The sequence below is a fragment of the Pelomonas caseinilytica genome, from assembly GCF_021353235.1.
Classification (GTDB): Bacteria; Pseudomonadota; Gammaproteobacteria; order Burkholderiales; family Burkholderiaceae_C; genus Pelomonas; species Pelomonas caseinilytica.
On sequence record NZ_JAJTWT010000002.1, the window covers coordinates 491,649 to 505,884 of the forward strand.

18 protein-coding genes are annotated in these 14,236 nt (G+C 69.0%); 8 read left to right on the top strand and 10 right to left on the bottom strand.

Annotated features, from left to right (window positions below; all coding sequences use genetic code 11):
* Nucleotides 1–13 precede the first annotated feature (13 nt).
* From LXT12_RS06035 to LXT12_RS06045, 3 genes are read right to left on the bottom strand one after another with little or no spacing between them, the layout of a single operon-like run.
* Nucleotides 14–406, bottom strand: a complete 393-nt coding sequence (locus tag LXT12_RS06035; protein ID WP_233390438.1) for a group II truncated hemoglobin — start codon at nucleotides 404–406, stop codon at nucleotides 14–16.
* Complete coding sequence (locus LXT12_RS06040; RefSeq protein WP_233390813.1) at nucleotides 399–1,214, bottom strand: MinD/ParA family protein; 816 nt, start codon at nucleotides 1,212–1,214, stop codon at nucleotides 399–401. The genes LXT12_RS06035 and LXT12_RS06040 overlap by 8 nt, the downstream gene beginning before the upstream one ends.
* Nucleotides 1,215–1,216: 2 nt before the next feature.
* Nucleotides 1,217–1,954 carry a GGDEF domain-containing protein gene (locus tag LXT12_RS06045; RefSeq protein ID WP_233390440.1) on the bottom strand — a complete coding sequence of 246 codons (738 nt, stop codon included), beginning with the start codon at nucleotides 1,952–1,954 and terminating at the stop codon, nucleotides 1,217–1,219.
* A gap of 209 nt (nucleotides 1,955–2,163) precedes the next feature.
* On the opposite strand from LXT12_RS06045, the gene LXT12_RS06050 reads away from it, so the two are divergent.
* The 3 genes from LXT12_RS06050 to LXT12_RS06060 are packed head-to-tail and all read left to right on the top strand — an operon-like array spanning nucleotide 2,164 to nucleotide 4,774.
* On the top strand, nucleotides 2,164–3,015 hold the full coding sequence (locus LXT12_RS06050) for a CheR family methyltransferase (protein WP_233390441.1): 852 nt from the start codon (nucleotides 2,164–2,166) through the stop codon (nucleotides 3,013–3,015).
* A 2-nt stretch (nucleotides 3,016–3,017) separates the two neighbouring features.
* A complete protein-coding gene (cheD, locus tag LXT12_RS06055) occupies nucleotides 3,018–3,677 on the top strand; it encodes a chemoreceptor glutamine deamidase CheD (protein WP_233390443.1) in 660 nt (219 codons plus the stop codon).
* Nucleotides 3,678–3,685: 8 nt separating this feature from the next.
* Nucleotides 3,686–4,774, top strand: a complete 1,089-nt coding sequence (locus tag LXT12_RS06060; RefSeq protein WP_233390445.1) for a protein-glutamate methylesterase/protein-glutamine glutaminase — start codon at nucleotides 3,686–3,688, stop codon at nucleotides 4,772–4,774.
* Nucleotides 4,775–4,804: 30 nt separating this feature from the next.
* Here the strand turns inward: LXT12_RS06060 and LXT12_RS06065 are convergent, their stop codons facing one another.
* Nucleotides 4,805–5,098, bottom strand: a complete 294-nt coding sequence (locus LXT12_RS06065; protein ID WP_233390447.1) for a hypothetical protein — start codon at nucleotides 5,096–5,098, stop codon at nucleotides 4,805–4,807.
* Between the two features lie 94 nt (nucleotides 5,099–5,192).
* Here LXT12_RS06065 and LXT12_RS06070 point away from each other — a divergent pair, with 94 nt between their 5' ends.
* On the top strand, nucleotides 5,193–6,149 hold the full coding sequence (locus LXT12_RS06070; protein WP_233390449.1) for a LysR substrate-binding domain-containing protein: 957 nt from the start codon (nucleotides 5,193–5,195) through the stop codon (nucleotides 6,147–6,149).
* Here LXT12_RS06070 and hemW read toward each other — a convergent pair.
* From hemW to LXT12_RS06095, 5 genes are read right to left on the bottom strand one after another with little or no spacing between them, the layout of a single operon-like run.
* Complete coding sequence (gene hemW, locus LXT12_RS06075; protein ID WP_233390451.1) at nucleotides 6,121–7,305, bottom strand: radical SAM family heme chaperone HemW; 1,185 nt, start codon at nucleotides 7,303–7,305, stop codon at nucleotides 6,121–6,123. The genes LXT12_RS06070 and hemW overlap by 29 nt on opposite strands.
* Before the next feature lie 4 nt (nucleotides 7,306–7,309).
* A complete protein-coding gene (rdgB, locus tag LXT12_RS06080; protein ID WP_233390453.1) occupies nucleotides 7,310–7,915 on the bottom strand; it encodes an RdgB/HAM1 family non-canonical purine NTP pyrophosphatase in 606 nt (201 codons plus the stop codon).
* Nucleotides 7,912–8,643 (bottom strand): ribonuclease PH, encoded by a 732-nt coding sequence (gene rph, locus LXT12_RS06085; protein ID WP_233390455.1) that lies wholly within the window; start codon nucleotides 8,641–8,643, stop codon nucleotides 7,912–7,914. The genes rdgB and rph overlap by 4 nt, the downstream gene beginning before the upstream one ends.
* 13 nt (nucleotides 8,644–8,656) lie before the next feature.
* Entirely contained in the window at nucleotides 8,657–9,565 is a 909-nt protein-coding gene (locus LXT12_RS06090; protein ID WP_233390457.1) for a PP2C family protein-serine/threonine phosphatase, read from the bottom strand.
* Nucleotides 9,562–10,530 carry a serine/threonine protein kinase gene (locus LXT12_RS06095; protein ID WP_056264626.1) on the bottom strand — a complete coding sequence of 323 codons (969 nt, stop codon included), beginning with the start codon at nucleotides 10,528–10,530 and terminating at the stop codon, nucleotides 9,562–9,564. Before LXT12_RS06095 ends, LXT12_RS06090 begins: the two co-directional genes overlap by 4 nt.
* Before the next feature lie 60 nt (nucleotides 10,531–10,590).
* Between LXT12_RS06095 and LXT12_RS06100 the strand changes: the two genes are divergently transcribed.
* A complete protein-coding gene (locus LXT12_RS06100; RefSeq protein WP_233390814.1) occupies nucleotides 10,591–11,490 on the top strand; it encodes a YicC/YloC family endoribonuclease in 900 nt (299 codons plus the stop codon).
* A gap of 45 nt (nucleotides 11,491–11,535) precedes the next feature.
* On the opposite strand, the gene LXT12_RS06105 is transcribed toward LXT12_RS06100, so the two are convergent.
* Nucleotides 11,536–12,282, bottom strand: a complete 747-nt coding sequence (locus tag LXT12_RS06105) for a type 2 periplasmic-binding domain-containing protein (protein WP_233390458.1) — start codon at nucleotides 12,280–12,282, stop codon at nucleotides 11,536–11,538.
* Nucleotides 12,283–12,584: 302 nt separating this feature from the next.
* On the opposite strand from LXT12_RS06105, the gene LXT12_RS06110 reads away from it, so the two are divergent.
* The 3 genes from LXT12_RS06110 (at nucleotide 12,585) to rpoZ (ending at nucleotide 14,166) form a co-directional block, all read left to right on the top strand.
* The gene (locus tag LXT12_RS06110) at nucleotides 12,585–13,142 is read left to right on the top strand and encodes a DUF1439 domain-containing protein (protein ID WP_233390460.1); all 558 of its coding nucleotides are present in this window, start codon (nucleotides 12,585–12,587) and stop codon (nucleotides 13,140–13,142) included.
* A gap of 166 nt (nucleotides 13,143–13,308) precedes the next feature.
* Complete coding sequence (gene gmk, locus LXT12_RS06115; protein WP_233390462.1) at nucleotides 13,309–13,929, top strand: guanylate kinase; 621 nt, start codon at nucleotides 13,309–13,311, stop codon at nucleotides 13,927–13,929.
* A gap of 33 nt (nucleotides 13,930–13,962) precedes the next feature.
* On the top strand, nucleotides 13,963–14,166 hold the full coding sequence (rpoZ, locus tag LXT12_RS06120; RefSeq protein WP_233390464.1) for a DNA-directed RNA polymerase subunit omega: 204 nt from the start codon (nucleotides 13,963–13,965) through the stop codon (nucleotides 14,164–14,166).
* The last annotated feature ends 70 nt before the right edge of the window (nucleotides 14,167–14,236 follow it).

A 14,236-nucleotide genomic window follows, 5' to 3' on the forward strand; every position in this document is an offset into this window, starting at 1 on the left:
GCGGCCGGGGCTGCTAGCCGCCGACGTTGCGCATCCAGTCGGCCGTGCCCGCGAAGGACTCGGCCAGGCGCGCCTGCAGCGCCGGGTCCACCCCCGTCTCCTGCATCGCCTGCGCCATGCAGGCCAGCCACTCGTCGCGCTCGACGATGCCGATGCGAAAGGGCAAATGGCGCGCCCGCAGCCGCGGGTGACCGAAGCGGCTGACGTAGTGGTCGGGGCCGCCCAGCCAGCCGCACAGGAACCAGAAGAGCTTGTCGCGGGCCGACTCGAGCGAGGCGCCATGGGCGGCGCGAAGCCGCGCATAGGCGGGCTCCAGGTCCATCAGGTCGTAGAAGCGGTCGACGAGCTCGCGCACGCGCACCTCGCCACCCAGCCAGTCGAAGGCCGTCGCGGGGGTGTCAGCCAAGGAGCTTGGCGGCCAGCGCCTTGATGGCCTGGGCCGCGTCGCAGCCTGGGTAGTGCTCGAGCACGAGTTGGCGCTTGAGCACGGCCTGGCGCACGGCCGGGTCGGCCTTGACCTCGCCCATCAACTCCAGTCGGAAGGGCTGGCCGGGCTGTTGGCCGACGAAGCGCTGCAGCACCTGCTGCAACTGGCCGCAGATCAGCTTGCCTTCGCCGACGCGGTTGGCCTGGTTGACGAGCAGGCCCACCTGGCGGCGCTCCTGCTGTGTGGCGAGCACCTTGATGGTAGCGTAGGCGTCGGTCAGCGAGGTGGGCTCGGGCGTGGCGACGACGAGGACGTCCGTGGCCAGCGAGATGGCGTATAGCACCACGTCGGAGATGCCGGCGCCGGTGTCGAGCAGCACCCAGTCGAAGCGCGGCTTGACGAGGTCGATGATGTGCAGCAGCTTGTCGCGCACCTCGGGCGTCAGGCGGGAGTACTCGACCATGCCCGAGCCAGCCAGCAGCACGGAGAAGCCGCCGGGGGCCGGCAGGATGGCCTGCTCCAGCGTGGCCTTTTCGGTGAAGACGTCGTGCAGCGTCAGCTTGGGGTGCAGGTTGAGCACCACGTCGAGGTTGGCGAGGCCGAGGTCGGCATCCAGCACCAGCACCTTCAGGCCGCGCGCAGCCAGGGCCGCGGCGAGGTTGGCGGTGACGAAGGTCTTGCCGACGCCGCCCTTGCCGCTCGTGATGGCCAGGGTGCGGGCACCAGTGCGCGGCTGGCGCGGCGGCTGGCCGGGCGACGAGGCGGGAGCAGCAGGATCGGGGGTCATGCTCATGGCGTGTCCTGTTGCATTTCGGGATTCAAGGGAGCGAACAGCAGGCCCTTCTCTTCGGCGCTGACCAGCGAATCGATCTGCGGCTCGAGGCAGGCGCGGTTGCGGCCCTCGGCCTTGGCGCGGTAGAGCTGGCGGTCGGCGCGCTCCGTCCACAGCAGCGGTGATGAACGCACCCAGGGCGGCGCGAAGGCCCCTCCCAGGCTGACGGTGACCTTGAGCACCTGGCCGCCGCCGAGATCGATGCTGAGTTCGGACACCCGCTCGCGCACCCGCTCCGCCACGGCCAGGCCGACGTGGGTGGCGCAGCTGGGCAGGATGATGGCGAACTCCTCGCCGCCGATGCGGGCGACGAAGTCCATGGGCCTCACGGTCTGGGCGATGGTGGCGGCCACGCCGCGGATGACGTGGTCGCCCACGCCGTGGCCGTAGGTGTCGTTGACGGCCTTGAAGTGATCGATGTCGAGCATCAGCAGCAGGGCCGCCTCGCCCGCCCGCGCGACGCGGTCGACCTCGCGGGCCAGGGCCATCTCGAAGCTGCGGCGGTTGGCCAGGCCGGTCAGCGCATCCTTGCTGGAGAGGTCGCAGAGCGCGGCGATCACGGCCTGCAGCCACGCGGCGCTGCGCGGTGCCTCGTCCGGAAGCAGGGCACCGGCCTGCTGCAGCAATTGCAGGGCCTGGTTCAGATCGAGCGCGGCGGCGTCGATCAGCACAGGGTCGGACAGGCTGTGTTCCAAAGGGGCGGTCTGACTGAGCGGGTGACGGATTGTGGTTTGCGGGCAGTCTAGCAGCGGCCCTGTCTCGCACAGGTCGTGAAACAGGCACGTTCCTGCGGGCTGTTTGCACTATCCTGGCCCGGGCCGGAGGCCGTACAAGGGCCCGGCGATGCAGAATCGGCGCGCCACGCCAGAACTGCTGCGAGCACCCACAAATTCGATCTCACGACATGCCCGCACCCGAACTCGCCCACGGCACGGATTCGCTCGATCACGAGTTCAGCTTCAGCAAGGCGGACTTCGATCGCGTGCGCGAGCTGATCTACAAGCACGCCGGCATCAGCCTGCACGACGGCAAGCATGCGATGGTCTACAGCCGGCTGTCGCGCCGCCTGCGCGAGACCGGCCACAAGAGCTTTGCGAACTACCTGCAGTGGCTGGAAGCCTCCACCGGCGCTTCCGGCGCGGCGGAGTGGCAGGAATTCGTCAACTGCCTGACGACCAACCTGACCTCCTTCTTCCGCGAGGATCACCACTTCCAGGCGCTGAAGGAAGACCTCAAGCCCTTCGTCGGCAAGCCCGTGCGCATCTGGTGCTGCGCGGCCTCGACCGGCGAGGAGCCCTACTCCATCCTCATGACCTGCAGCGAGGCCCTGGGGCCAGGCGCGTCGGTGCAGCTCGTGGCCAGCGACATCGACACCAACGTGCTGGCCACGGCCAAGCGCGGGGTCTACAACGCCGACGCCCGCGGGCTGGACGCCACGCGGCTGAAGAACTTCTTCATGCGCGGCACGGGCGCCAACGCGGGCAAGATCCGCGTCAAGCCGGAGCTCCAGCGCTGGGTCGACTTCCGGCCGCTGAACCTGATGGATACCCAGTGGCAGCTCGGCGACCCTTTCCACATGGTGTTCTGCCGCAACGTGATGATCTATTTCGATGCACCCACCCAGCGCAAGGTGCTGGAGCGCATCCATCGCGTCATGCGGCCGGGCGGCCTGCTCTTCGTCGGCCACTCCGAGAACTTCACCGAATCGCGCGACCTGTTCAAGCTCCGCGGCAAAACCATCTACGAACGGGTCTGATCATGAGCACGCCCCTCGCTTCGGCGTCCACCCTTGGCAACCCCGCCGCGCTGGCCAAGGTCAACCAGCTCAAGGCCCAGCCCCGCAAGCAGGGCGAGGCCTCCTTCTTCTTCTACGACGCCCACTTCAAGAACGCCGCCGTCAAGATCCTGCCGGGCGAGTACTTCGTCGACACGGAGGACCTGCTGGTCATGACGACGCTGGGCTCCTGCATCGCCGCCTGCCTGTGGGACCGCGTGGCCCGCGTCGGTGGCATGAACCACTTCATGCTGCCCGAGGGCAACGGCGACTCGGGCCGCTACGGCTCCTTTGCGATGGAACTGCTGATCAACGAAATGATGAAGCGCGGCGCCAGCAAGGCCCGCATGGAAGCCAAGATCTTCGGCGGCGGCGCCGTCATCTCGGGCATGAACTCCCTCAACGTCGGCGAGCGCAACACCAACTTCGTCATCGACTACCTGAAGCTCGAGCGCATTCCCATCGTGTCCAAGGACGTGATGGACGTGTACCCGCGCAAGGTCTGCTTCCTGCCGGCCAGCGGCAAGGCGATGGTCAAGCGCCTCGCGCCCACGAATACCGAAGCCCTGGTCCAGCAGGACCGGGCGGCCATCCAAAAGGTGCAGCCGGTGGCCAGCAGCGGCGGCTCCATCGATCTGTTCTAGGAGTCGACATGCCCAAGACCAAGGTCGTGGTGGTGGACGATTCGGCGCTGGTGCGCTCCATCCTCAGCGAGATCATCAACCGCCAGCCCGACATGGAATGCATAGGCGCCGCCTCCGATCCGCTGGTGGCGCGCGAGATGATCCGCAACCTCAACCCCGACGTCATCACGCTGGACGTCGAGATGCCCCGCATGGACGGCCTCGACTTCCTGTCCCGCCTGATGCGGCTGCGGCCCATGCCGGTGGTGATGGTGTCCACGCTGACCGAGCGCGGCGCCGAGGTGACGCTCAAGGCCCTGGAGCTGGGCGCGGTGGACTTTGTCGCCAAGCCCAAGATCGGCGTGGCCGACGGCATCCGGCTGCTGGCCCAGGACATCACCGACAAGATCCGCATCGCCTCCAAGGCTCACATCCGCCGCGCGCCGCCGCCGCCCGCACCGGGCGCGCCCGCCCCGGCCCCCGTGCGGCCGGTGACCATGGCCAGCCTCGGCAAGGCGTCGACCGAGAAGCTCATCTTCATCGGCGCCTCCACCGGCGGCACCGAAGCCACCAAGGACGTGCTCATCAACCTGCCGGCCGACAGCCCCGCCGTCGTCATCACCCAGCACATGCCGCCCGGCTTCACCAAGAGCTACGCCGCCCGTCTGGACGGCCTGTGCAAGATCCGCGTCAAGGAGGCCCAGGACGGCGAGCGCATCCTGCCCGGCCACGGCTACATCGCGCCCGGCGGCCTGCACCTGACCATCGAGCGCAGCGGCGCCAACTATGTCGCCCGCGTCCAGGACGGCGAGCCCATCAACCGCCACAAGCCGTCCGTGGAGGCCCTCTTCCTGTCGGCGGCCAAGGTCGTCGGTCCCAACGCCATCGGCATCATGCTGACCGGCATGGGCGCGGACGGCGCACGGGCCATGAAGGTCATGAAGGACGCCGGAGCCTACAACTACTGCCAGGACGAGGCGAGCTGCGTCGTCTTCGGCATGCCGCGCGAGGCCATCGCGGCCGGGGCGGCCGACGAGGTGCTGCCGCTCAACCAGATCGCCGCCAAGGTGCTGGAGCGGCTGCGCGCCACCTCGGGCATCTCGCTGAACCGCGTCTGACCCTTCCTGGTTCAGCGGCCCGGGCCCGCCTCAGCGCGCATCGGCCCTGGCCAGGGTCTGCCTCGGCACGTCACCGCGCTCGGCCGGCAGCACAGGCTTGAAGCCGTCCAGGCGCTTGGCCGAGACCGGCACCCAGGCCACCTGAGCGGGCCGGGCCGCCTTCGTGGCGGGCGCGGCAACGTGGGCCTGCCGGTCAGCCGCGGCCTCCCTGAGTTCCGCATTGGTGTCGGTGAGCGCGAAAGCATTGACCGTAAGGCCCTGGAGGGTCAGGACGGCGAGCGGGCCGATCACGAGGGCGTTCATCCAGCGAGGCGAGGTGTTCATGACGAGTCCTTTTGTTGCGCTGGTTATGCTAGGCAACCAATGAGCAGTCCAGAAGCGCTGTTTTCTTCACTGATTGGTTCAAACGGCTAACCAGATGGCGTCCCTCGACCGGTTTCCCCTCCACTACCTGGCGGCCTTCCGCGCCGCCGCCCAGACCGAGAACCTGCGCGCCGCGGCCGAGAGCCTGCACCTCACGCACAGTGCCGTCAGCCAACAGATCCGCGGCCTGGAAGCGCAGCTCGGTTTCGAGGTCTTCACCCGCCAGGGCCGCCGCCTGGCGCTGAACCCGGCGGGCCAGGCCCTGCAGCGCGCCGTCACCAAGGTGTTCGCCGAGCTGCAGGCGGGCCTCGCCGCCGCCGCGCAGGCGCACGGCAGCGCCGCGCAGACGCTGCGCGTGACCGCCCTCCCCTCCTTCGCCCAGCGCTGGCTGTTGCCGCGGCTGCCACGCTGGCAGGCGTTGCAGCCCTGCATCGCGCTGGACCTGCACGCCTCGCAGCAGGTGGTGGACCTGGAACGCGAGGGCTTCCACCTTGGCCTGCGCATCGGGCGCGGGCCCTGGCCCGGGCTGGCCAGCGAGCCGCTGTTCCACTCGCCCCATATCGTCGTCGCCGCGCCGGCCCTGGCCCAGCGCCTGATCGGCCAGCCGCCTGAACTGCTGGCCCAGCAGCCGCTGCTGGGGGACGCCGACCTGTGGCGCGAATGGTTCGCCCAGGCCGGCTGCAAGGCCGCGGTGCCGCCGCCGGTCGCCACCTTCAACGATGCCGCCCTGCTGGGCCAGGCGGCCGAGCAGGGCATGGGCCTGGCGCTGACGCGCGAGCTGTTCGCCGCGGACGCGGTGCTCGACGGCCGCCTCGTCCGCGTGTCGGCCCAGGCGATCGACGAGGACGCCACCCGCGACTACCAGGTCGTCTACCCGGAGGCCCTGGGCAGCGACCCGGCGGTGCGCGCCTTCTGCGACTGGCTGCATGCCGAAGTGGCGACGCTGCAGCAGCAGCTCAACGAGGCCCCCGGGGCCGGCGCCGTCACAGGAACAGCTGCTGCAGATCGCTGAGGAAGTCGAAGCCGCGCTCGGTCGGCTGGATGCGGGCCGGATCGGCGCTGAGCAGGCCGCGGCCGCGCGCCGTCCGCAGGGCCGGCGCGATGCTCGAGGGCGGCAGGCCGGTGCGCTCGAGGAACTGCGTCATCGCGACGCCATCCTTCAGGCGCAGCGCATTGAGCATGAACTCGAAGGGCAGGTCCTTGCGCGCCACTTCGTGCTCGTTGCTGACCTTGTCGGCCTGGGCCATGAAGGCCGCCGGCTCGCGCCAGCGCACCTGGCGCAGCACGCGGTGCGGGAAGCTCAGCTTGCTGTGGGCACCGGCCCCGATGCCGAGGTAGTCGCCGAACTGCCAGTAGTTGAGGTTGTGCAGGCAGCGATGGCCCTCGCGGGCATAGGCCGAGACCTCGTAGCGCGCCAGTCCATGGCCGGCGGTGCGCTCGGTGATGAGGTCGAGCATGTCGCTGGCGAGGTCCGCGTCCGGCAGGTGCTGCGGCGTGCGCGTGGCGAACACCGTGTTGGGCTCGATGGTCAAGTGGTAGATCGAGAGGTGCGGCGGCTCGAAGGACAGGGCCGTGTCCAGCTCGCGGGCGAGATCGTCCAGCGTCTGGCCCGGCAGGGCGTACATCAGGTCGAGGTTGAAGGTCTCGAACGAGGCAGCCGCCTCGGCCAGGGCCTCGCGGGCCTGGGTGGCGCTATGCACGCGCCCGAGGGTCTTGAGCTGGGTGTCATCGAAGCTCTGCACGCCCACTGACAGCCGCGTCACGCCCGCCTGTCGAAAGCCCCGGAAGCGCTCGCGCTCGAAGGTCCCGGGGTTGGCTTCCAGCGTGATCTCGCAGCCCGGCTCCAGCGGCAGTCGGGCGCGGATGTCGGAGATCAGCCGCGCGATCTGCTCGGGGTCGAAGAGGCTGGGCGTGCCCCCGCCGATGAAGATGCTGACGACCGGCCGGCCCCAGACCAGCGGCAAGGCGGCCTCCAGATCGGCGCGCAGGGCGGCGAGATAGGCCTCGGCCGTGTCGGCCGCCAGGGCGCCGTCCCGCACCTCATGCGAATTGAAGTCGCAATAGGGGCACTTGCGCAGGCACCAGGGCAGGTGCACGTACAGGGCCAGGGGCGGCAATGCCGGCAGCTGCAGCGTGCCGGGGCGCATCAGGTGGGCCAGGTCAGCCATGCGATCAACCGAGCTGCCAGACCTCGCGGAACTGGGCGATCAGCTGGGCCGCGGCAAGCGCCCGGTGGCTGTGCCGGTTCTTGACCTCGGCCGGCAGGCTGGCCACGGTCTGGCCCAGCGCGGGAATGCTCATCAACGGGTCGTAGCCGAAGCCTCCTTCGCCGCGGGGCGCGGTGAGGATCTCGCCGGCCCAACGGCCCATGGCGATCAAGGGTTCGGGGTCGTCAGCGCTGCGCACGGCGACGAGGGCGCAGACGAAGCGCGCGCGACGGTCGGCGACACCGGCCATCTCGGCCAGCAGCCGGGCATTGTTCGCCGCATCGCCCTTGTCGCCACCAGCGTCGAGCGCATAACGGGCCGACCGCACGCCCGGCGCGCCGCCGAGCGCGGCGACGCTCAGCCCCGAGTCGTCGGCCAGGGCCGGAAGACCGCTGGCGGCGGCGGCATGGCGCGCCTTGGCCAGGGCGTTCTCGGCGAACGTGGCGTGCGGCTCCTCGGCCTCCGGGATGCCCAGGCTGCCCTGGTTGACCAGCTCGATGCCGAGCGGCGCGAACAGGGTCTGCAGCTCCAGGAGCTTCTTGGCGTTGTTGGAGGCGAGGACCAGCTTCACGATGCCAGCGCCGCCTGCTGGGCCGCACGCAGCTCGCGGATGCCCTTTTCGGCCAGATCCAGCAGGGCGTTCATCTCGTCGCGCGTGAACACCACGCCCTCGGCCGTGCCCTGCAGCTCGACGAAGCCGCCGGAGCCGGTCATGACGACGTTCATGTCGGTGTCGCAGGCGGCGTCCTCGACGTATTCCAGGTCCAGCAGCGGCACGCCGTCGACGATGCCGACCGAAATGGCCGCGACCGAGTCCTTGATCGGCGAGCGCGAAAGCTTGCTGTCCGCCAGCAGCTTGTTGACGGCATCCTGGGCCGCCACGAAGGCGCCGGTGATGGCCGCCGTGCGCGTGCCGCCGTCGGCCTGCAGCACGTCGCAGTCCAGCGTGATGGTGCGCTCGCCGAGGGCGGCGAGGTCGAAGACCGCGCGCAGGGAGCGGCCGATGAGGCGCTGGATCTCCTGCGTGCGCCCGCTCTGCTTGCCCTTGGCGGCCTCGCGGTCGCCGCGGGTATGGGTGGCGCGCGGCAGCATGCCGTATTCGGCCGTCACCCAGCCTTCGCCCGAACCGCGCTTGTGCGGCGGCACGCGTTCCTCGACGGAGGCGGTGCACAGCACCCGCGTGCCGCCGAACTCGATCAGCACCGAGCCTTCGGCATGCACGGTGAATCCGCGGGTGATGCGCACGGGACGCAACTGGTTGGCGGCGCGGCCTGCGCTGCGCGTGTAGTTCTGGGTCATGGCGGAAGAAAGGTTAGCGGCGATGGATGCCGCGGCCGGACTGGCGGATGGCTTCGTTGATCTCGCGCACCGAGCGCTCGATCTCCTCTTCGTCCATGCCGGCGACGAGGTCGGCGTCCAGCGCGCCCTGGATGGTGGAGGCGAAACCGGAATTGCCGAGGTTCTGGGTGGTGTCGCCCGAGGGGTCGCCCTCGCCCTCCCATTCGACGGACAGCACGGTGACGTTGTCGCTGCGCGCCCCGCCACGGCGCAGGGCCTGCTCGACGAGTTCAGGCGCGGCCTCGGAGATGACCTGGTCGGCCATCTGCTGGACGATCTCGTGGTCCTCCACGCTACCCCACAGGCCGTCGGAACACAGCAGGATGCGGTCTCCCGGCTCCAGCACCAGTGGGCCCTGGCAGTCCACCATGGGCTTGCCGGGGCTGCCCAGGCAGGTGAAGAGCACGTTGCGGTTGAAAGGCTCCACGCCGCGGCCGACGCGGCCCAGGGCCTCCTGCAGCTCGGAGTAGGAATGGTCCCGCGTACGGGCGATCAGCTTGCCGGCACGCACGAGGTACAGGCGCGAGTCGCCGCAGTGGGCCCACCACGCCTGGTTGCCCTGCAGGATGCAGGCGACCACGGTGGTGCGGGGTGTGTCCGACAGGCCCTTGCTCTGCGCATAGCGCAACAGCTGGTGGTGGGCGATGACGATGGTTTCCTGCAGGAAGCGCTGGGGGTCGTCCAGCACGGGGCGGGCATCCTGCTGGAACAGGGCCGCCAGCGTCTGCAGCGCGATCTGCGCCGCGACCTCGCCCTCCGGGTGGCCACCCATGCCATCGGCCAGGGCGAAAAGACCCGCTTCCCGCGTGAAGCAATAGCCCATGCGGTCTTCGTTGGTCTCACGGCCACCGCGGCGGCTGACCTGGAAGACGCTGAACCTCACGCCTTCGCCCCGGATTTGAGGTTTTCCAACTGGAGCTTGAGGCGCTCGCTGAAGGAAAGTTTGGTGTAGCGCCTCTCGGTCTCGCGGGCGAGTTCCTTCTGCAGCGCGAACACACTCTGCGGGCGCGACAGCGGGTCGAGCGACATGCACCACTCAGTGACTTCGAGCAGGTTGTCGGAATAGACATTGCGCAGCCGTGACAGGCTGAGCGAGAGGCGATCCTTCTCGAGGCGCTGCGGCGCGTCGTTGGGCGGGTAGCCCTGCATGCAGGCGTAGATGCAGGCGCCGATGGCGTAGATGTCGGTCCACGGCCCCAGCGAGCCGTCGCGGCGGTACATCTCCGGGGCGGCAAAGCCGGGCGTGTACATCGGACGGATGAAGTTGCCTTCCTTGCTCAGCACTTCGCGCGCGGCGCCGAAGTCCAGCAGCACGGCTTTGTTGTCGTTGGTGATGAAGATGTTGGCCGGCTTGATGTCCAGGTGCAGCATCTTGTGCTGGTGGACGATGCGCAGGCCGCGCAGGATCTCGTCGAAGAGGCTGCGGATGGTCGACTCGCGGAAGACCTTGTCGCGCTTCATGTCGCGTGCGGTCACGATGAAGTCCTGCAAGGTGTCGCCTTGCAGATAGTTCATGACCATGTAGACGGTCTCGTTCTCGCGCAGGAAGTTCAGCACCGACACGACGCTCGGGTGCGAGATTTGCGCCAGCGAACGGCCCTCCTCGAAGAAGCTCTTCAGGCCGAGCCGGTAAAGCGGCTGCTTCTCGGGCTTGACGCGAGGGGTCAGTTCGCCCGGCGAGCGCTCGGCCAGCGACGAGGGCAGATATTCCTTCAACGCGACGAGGTGATGGTCGGGGTCCTCGGCGAGGTAGACCACACCGAAACCGCCCGCCGCCAGTCGCTTGATGATCTGGTAGCCCCCAACCACCGTGCCTGCGGGCAGGGGCGCCGGCTTCGGCTTGGACATAATCGCGTTAAATCTCTTGGTTAACGTCTGTTTTGCGAGTGCGAAATGCCAGTCTACAGCATGACCGGGTACGCCAATTCCCTGGCGCAACCCCCTAAAGCCGAAGATGGCAGCGCTACCGCGCCGGCTGCCGTCAGCGTCGAATTACGTTCCGTCAACGGCCGGTTTCTGGACCTGTCCATGCGCATGCCCGAAGAGCTGCGCGGGCTGGAGCCGCAGTTGCGCGAACTCGTCGCGGCCCGCTTCAAGCGCGGCAAGATCGAATTGCGCATCAACACCCAGCGCGAGGCCGACGGCAGCTGGCCGCAGCCCCAGCCCGAGCAGCTCAATCGCCTGGCCAGCCTGGAGGCCAAGGTGCGGGCCTGGCTGCCGCAGGCCGCGCCGCTGTCCGTGCACGAGGCGCTGAACTGGTGCAAGAGCGGAGGCAATGCGCCCGCCCAGCTCGACACCGCCACCCTCGAAGCGGCCCGGGCCTGCGTCGAGGGGCTGGCCGAGTCCCGCGAGCGCGAGGGCGAGAAGCTGGTGGCCATCCTGGACGAACGCATCCAGCGCCTGCGCCAGCTTGCCGACGAGGCCGAGCCCCTGCTGCCGGCCGTCGTGGCCCGCCAGCAGCAGCGCTTCCTCGAGCGCTGGCAGGAGGCTCTGGCGGCCACCGGCGCGTCCAACACGGTGCCGCAGGAAGCCCTGCAGGAGCGGGCCCTCAACGAGGCTGCGGCCTTCGCCATCCGCATCGACGTGGCCGAGGAACTGGCACGGCTGCGCGCCCACCTCGACGAACTCAGTCGCCTGCTCAAAAAAGGCGGCGAACTCGGCAAACGCCTGGATTTCCTGATTCAGGAATTACATCGTGAAGCGAATACCCTGGGTTCGAAATCCGCGGCGCTGGAGCTGACGAATATCTCGGTGGAAATGAAAGTGGCCATCGAGCAGATGCGCGAGCAGGTGCAAAACCTCGAATAGCGCGCGACACAAATCCGCAGCCCGGGCGCTGCGCACCACGGGTCACTAACGCCCCCGCGAGCTGCAGCCCGCGCTCGACAGCCCGAGCGCGGACAGGGCGCCGAGCCAGCGGTCGCTGCAGGCCACGCGGGCGAGCGCATCGAGCACAGCCTGCTCGTCATGGGGGTCGGCCATGCGCACGGCCACGCGGCGGACGATCACCTGCGGCTCCGGAAAGGCCGTCGGCCGCAGCGGCACCGGGCATTGCACCAGGGGCACGGTGCCGGCCAGTTCCGACCTGCTGATGACCACGAAGTCGACTCGGCCGAGGCAGAGCTTCCTGAGGTTGGCCACGTGGTCGAGGGCATCGTCGCGCTTCACGCGCCCCGCCTCGACGAGAGGCCCTACCAGGCGGTAGACGTGGCCCGCCACGGCCCCGAAGCGCAGGCCCGAAAGCTCGTCCAGCGAGGTGATGGCCAGCGGCCTCACGCTGACGATGAGGTTCTCGTCCACCATGACCGGCGCCGACCACTGCACCGGCCGCGAAAAGGCCTTGGGCAGGAACTCTGGCGCCAGGAACAGGGCCATGCCCTGGAAGGCCGGCTCACTCAGCACCGCCTCGAGGCGTCGCCTGGGAATGCTCTCGACGAAGGCCCTGGCGCCGCCTGGCATGGCTTCCTCGTTCAGCAGCGTTACAAAGGTCGCCGCCAGGCCCCCGCCCTCGGGCCTGGTGAACGGCGGCTGCGCATAGCTGTTCAAGGCCGGCAAGGCGGCACGCCCCTGCGCCATGGCCGGCGCCGAGAAGAAGGCCATGGCGAGAGCGAACCGGGCACAAAAGCGGCGCACGGCCCAGCCACGATGGCCCGGGGCGGCATCTGCCACCCAGCCTCCAAGCGCAAGCTCTCGTCTGACGCAAGCCATATCGCGCAGCCTCCCTGGCAGCGGTGCGATGCCGCCCGGCAAGCGGCATGCCTGTACCCCATTCTGCCGGGAATGCACTGGCGTGCTAACGCCTCGACTTCAGCTCATGACCCCGCTCGTCGAGCGCGAATGCCGCGAACGACTCGGGGCCCGATACTCGCGGCACTCCGTCCGGCACGCCTGCGCTCCATCCCATGATCCGCCGACTGTCCCTCGCCGCCGCGGCGCTGTGCGCCGCCATCGTGCTGCTCAGCTGCGGCATCGCCGGCTACATGGCCACGGGACACCTCGACATCGAGCAGGCCCAGCTGCAGGCCCGCATTGCGCCGCGCTTCCCGCTGCGCCAGTGCAAGGCCGTCATCGTCTGCCTGGAGCTGTCCCATCCCTTGGTGGTGCTGCGGGACGGCGAGGACCGCCTCGGCCTCACCGCCGACGTCAAGGTACTGCTGGGCACGCGCGAGCGCGCGGGGCGGCTGGAGTTGTCCGGCCGGCCGCGCTATGTCCCGCAGGAGGGGCAGCTCTTCCTCGACGACCTGGAGATCAGCACGCTGGAGCTGGAGGGCCTGGCGCCCGAGTACGCCGAGTTCGTGAAGGCCCGTGGCGCCCTGGCGGCCCGGCAGGCGCTGGAGTCGCACCCCGTCTACACCCTGGACACCACGACGGCCAAGGGCGCGCTCGCCAGGCAGGCGGTGCGCGACGTGAAGGTGGTGGGCGGCAAATTGAGGATCAGCTTTGCCGGATCGACGCCCTGAGGCGTCCAAGGCGCCCCGCGCCCGCCGCGGCGGCAATAGTTGCCGACGCACGGGCTTGCTTGCCGCATCGCCGGGATGTCCCGCAGGACTGCGCGCTACAGTCCCGGCTCGCCGCCACCGACCCGGCCAACCGAGCCCGGGTCCCAGAACACCGCCCCGCTCCGCCATGGAATACCCCGGCAATCTCTTCGTCGTCGCCGCACCCAGTGGTGCCGGCAAGTCCAGCCTCGTCAAGGCCCTGCTCGAACTCGACGCCCGCCTGGCCGTCTCCATCTCCCACACTTCCCGCGCACCGCGGGGTCAGGAGCAGCACGGCCGGGAATACTGGTTCATCACCCCGGAGGAATTCCGCGCCATGGCCGAGCGAGGGGATTTCTTCGAATGGGCCGAGGTGCATGGCAACCTCTATGGCACGTCCCGCGCCGGCATCGAGAGCCGGCTGCAGGGCGGCGAGGACGTGGTGCTGGAGATCGATTTCCAGGGCGCCCTGCAGATCAAGCAGCTCTTTGCGCACGCCGTGCTGATCTTCATCCTCCCGCCGAGCTGGGACGAACTGCGGCTGCGCCTGGCCCGCCGAGGCGACACCGAGCCCGAGGTGATCGCCAAGCGCATGAACAATGCCCGCCTGGAAGTGGCCCAGGCCCAGCACTTCGACTACATCGTCGTCAACGCGGTGTTCGACACCGCCGTCTTCGACCTCAAGACCATCGTCCACGCCCAGCGGCTAAAATACGCGGCTCAGCGCCGCAACCGCTCGGCGGTCTTTCAGGCGCTCGATCTGCCCTGATCGCGCTCCGACCCGCATCTTTCAAGGAACACCATGGCCCGCATCACCGTCGAAGACTGCCTGCAGAAGATCCCCAACCGCTTCCAGCTCGTGCTGGCCGCCACCTACCGCGCCCGCATGCTGAGCCAGGGCCACAGCCCCCGCATCGAGAGCAAGAACAAGCCGGGCGTGACCGCGCTGCGCGAGATCGCCGCCGGCGAAGTGGGCGTGGAGATGCTGCGCAAGGTTCCGGTCTAACCCGAAGTTTCCCCAGCATGACGGGCGTCCTTGGACGCCCGTTGCCTTTGGGGCATAGGCTAAATTCGCC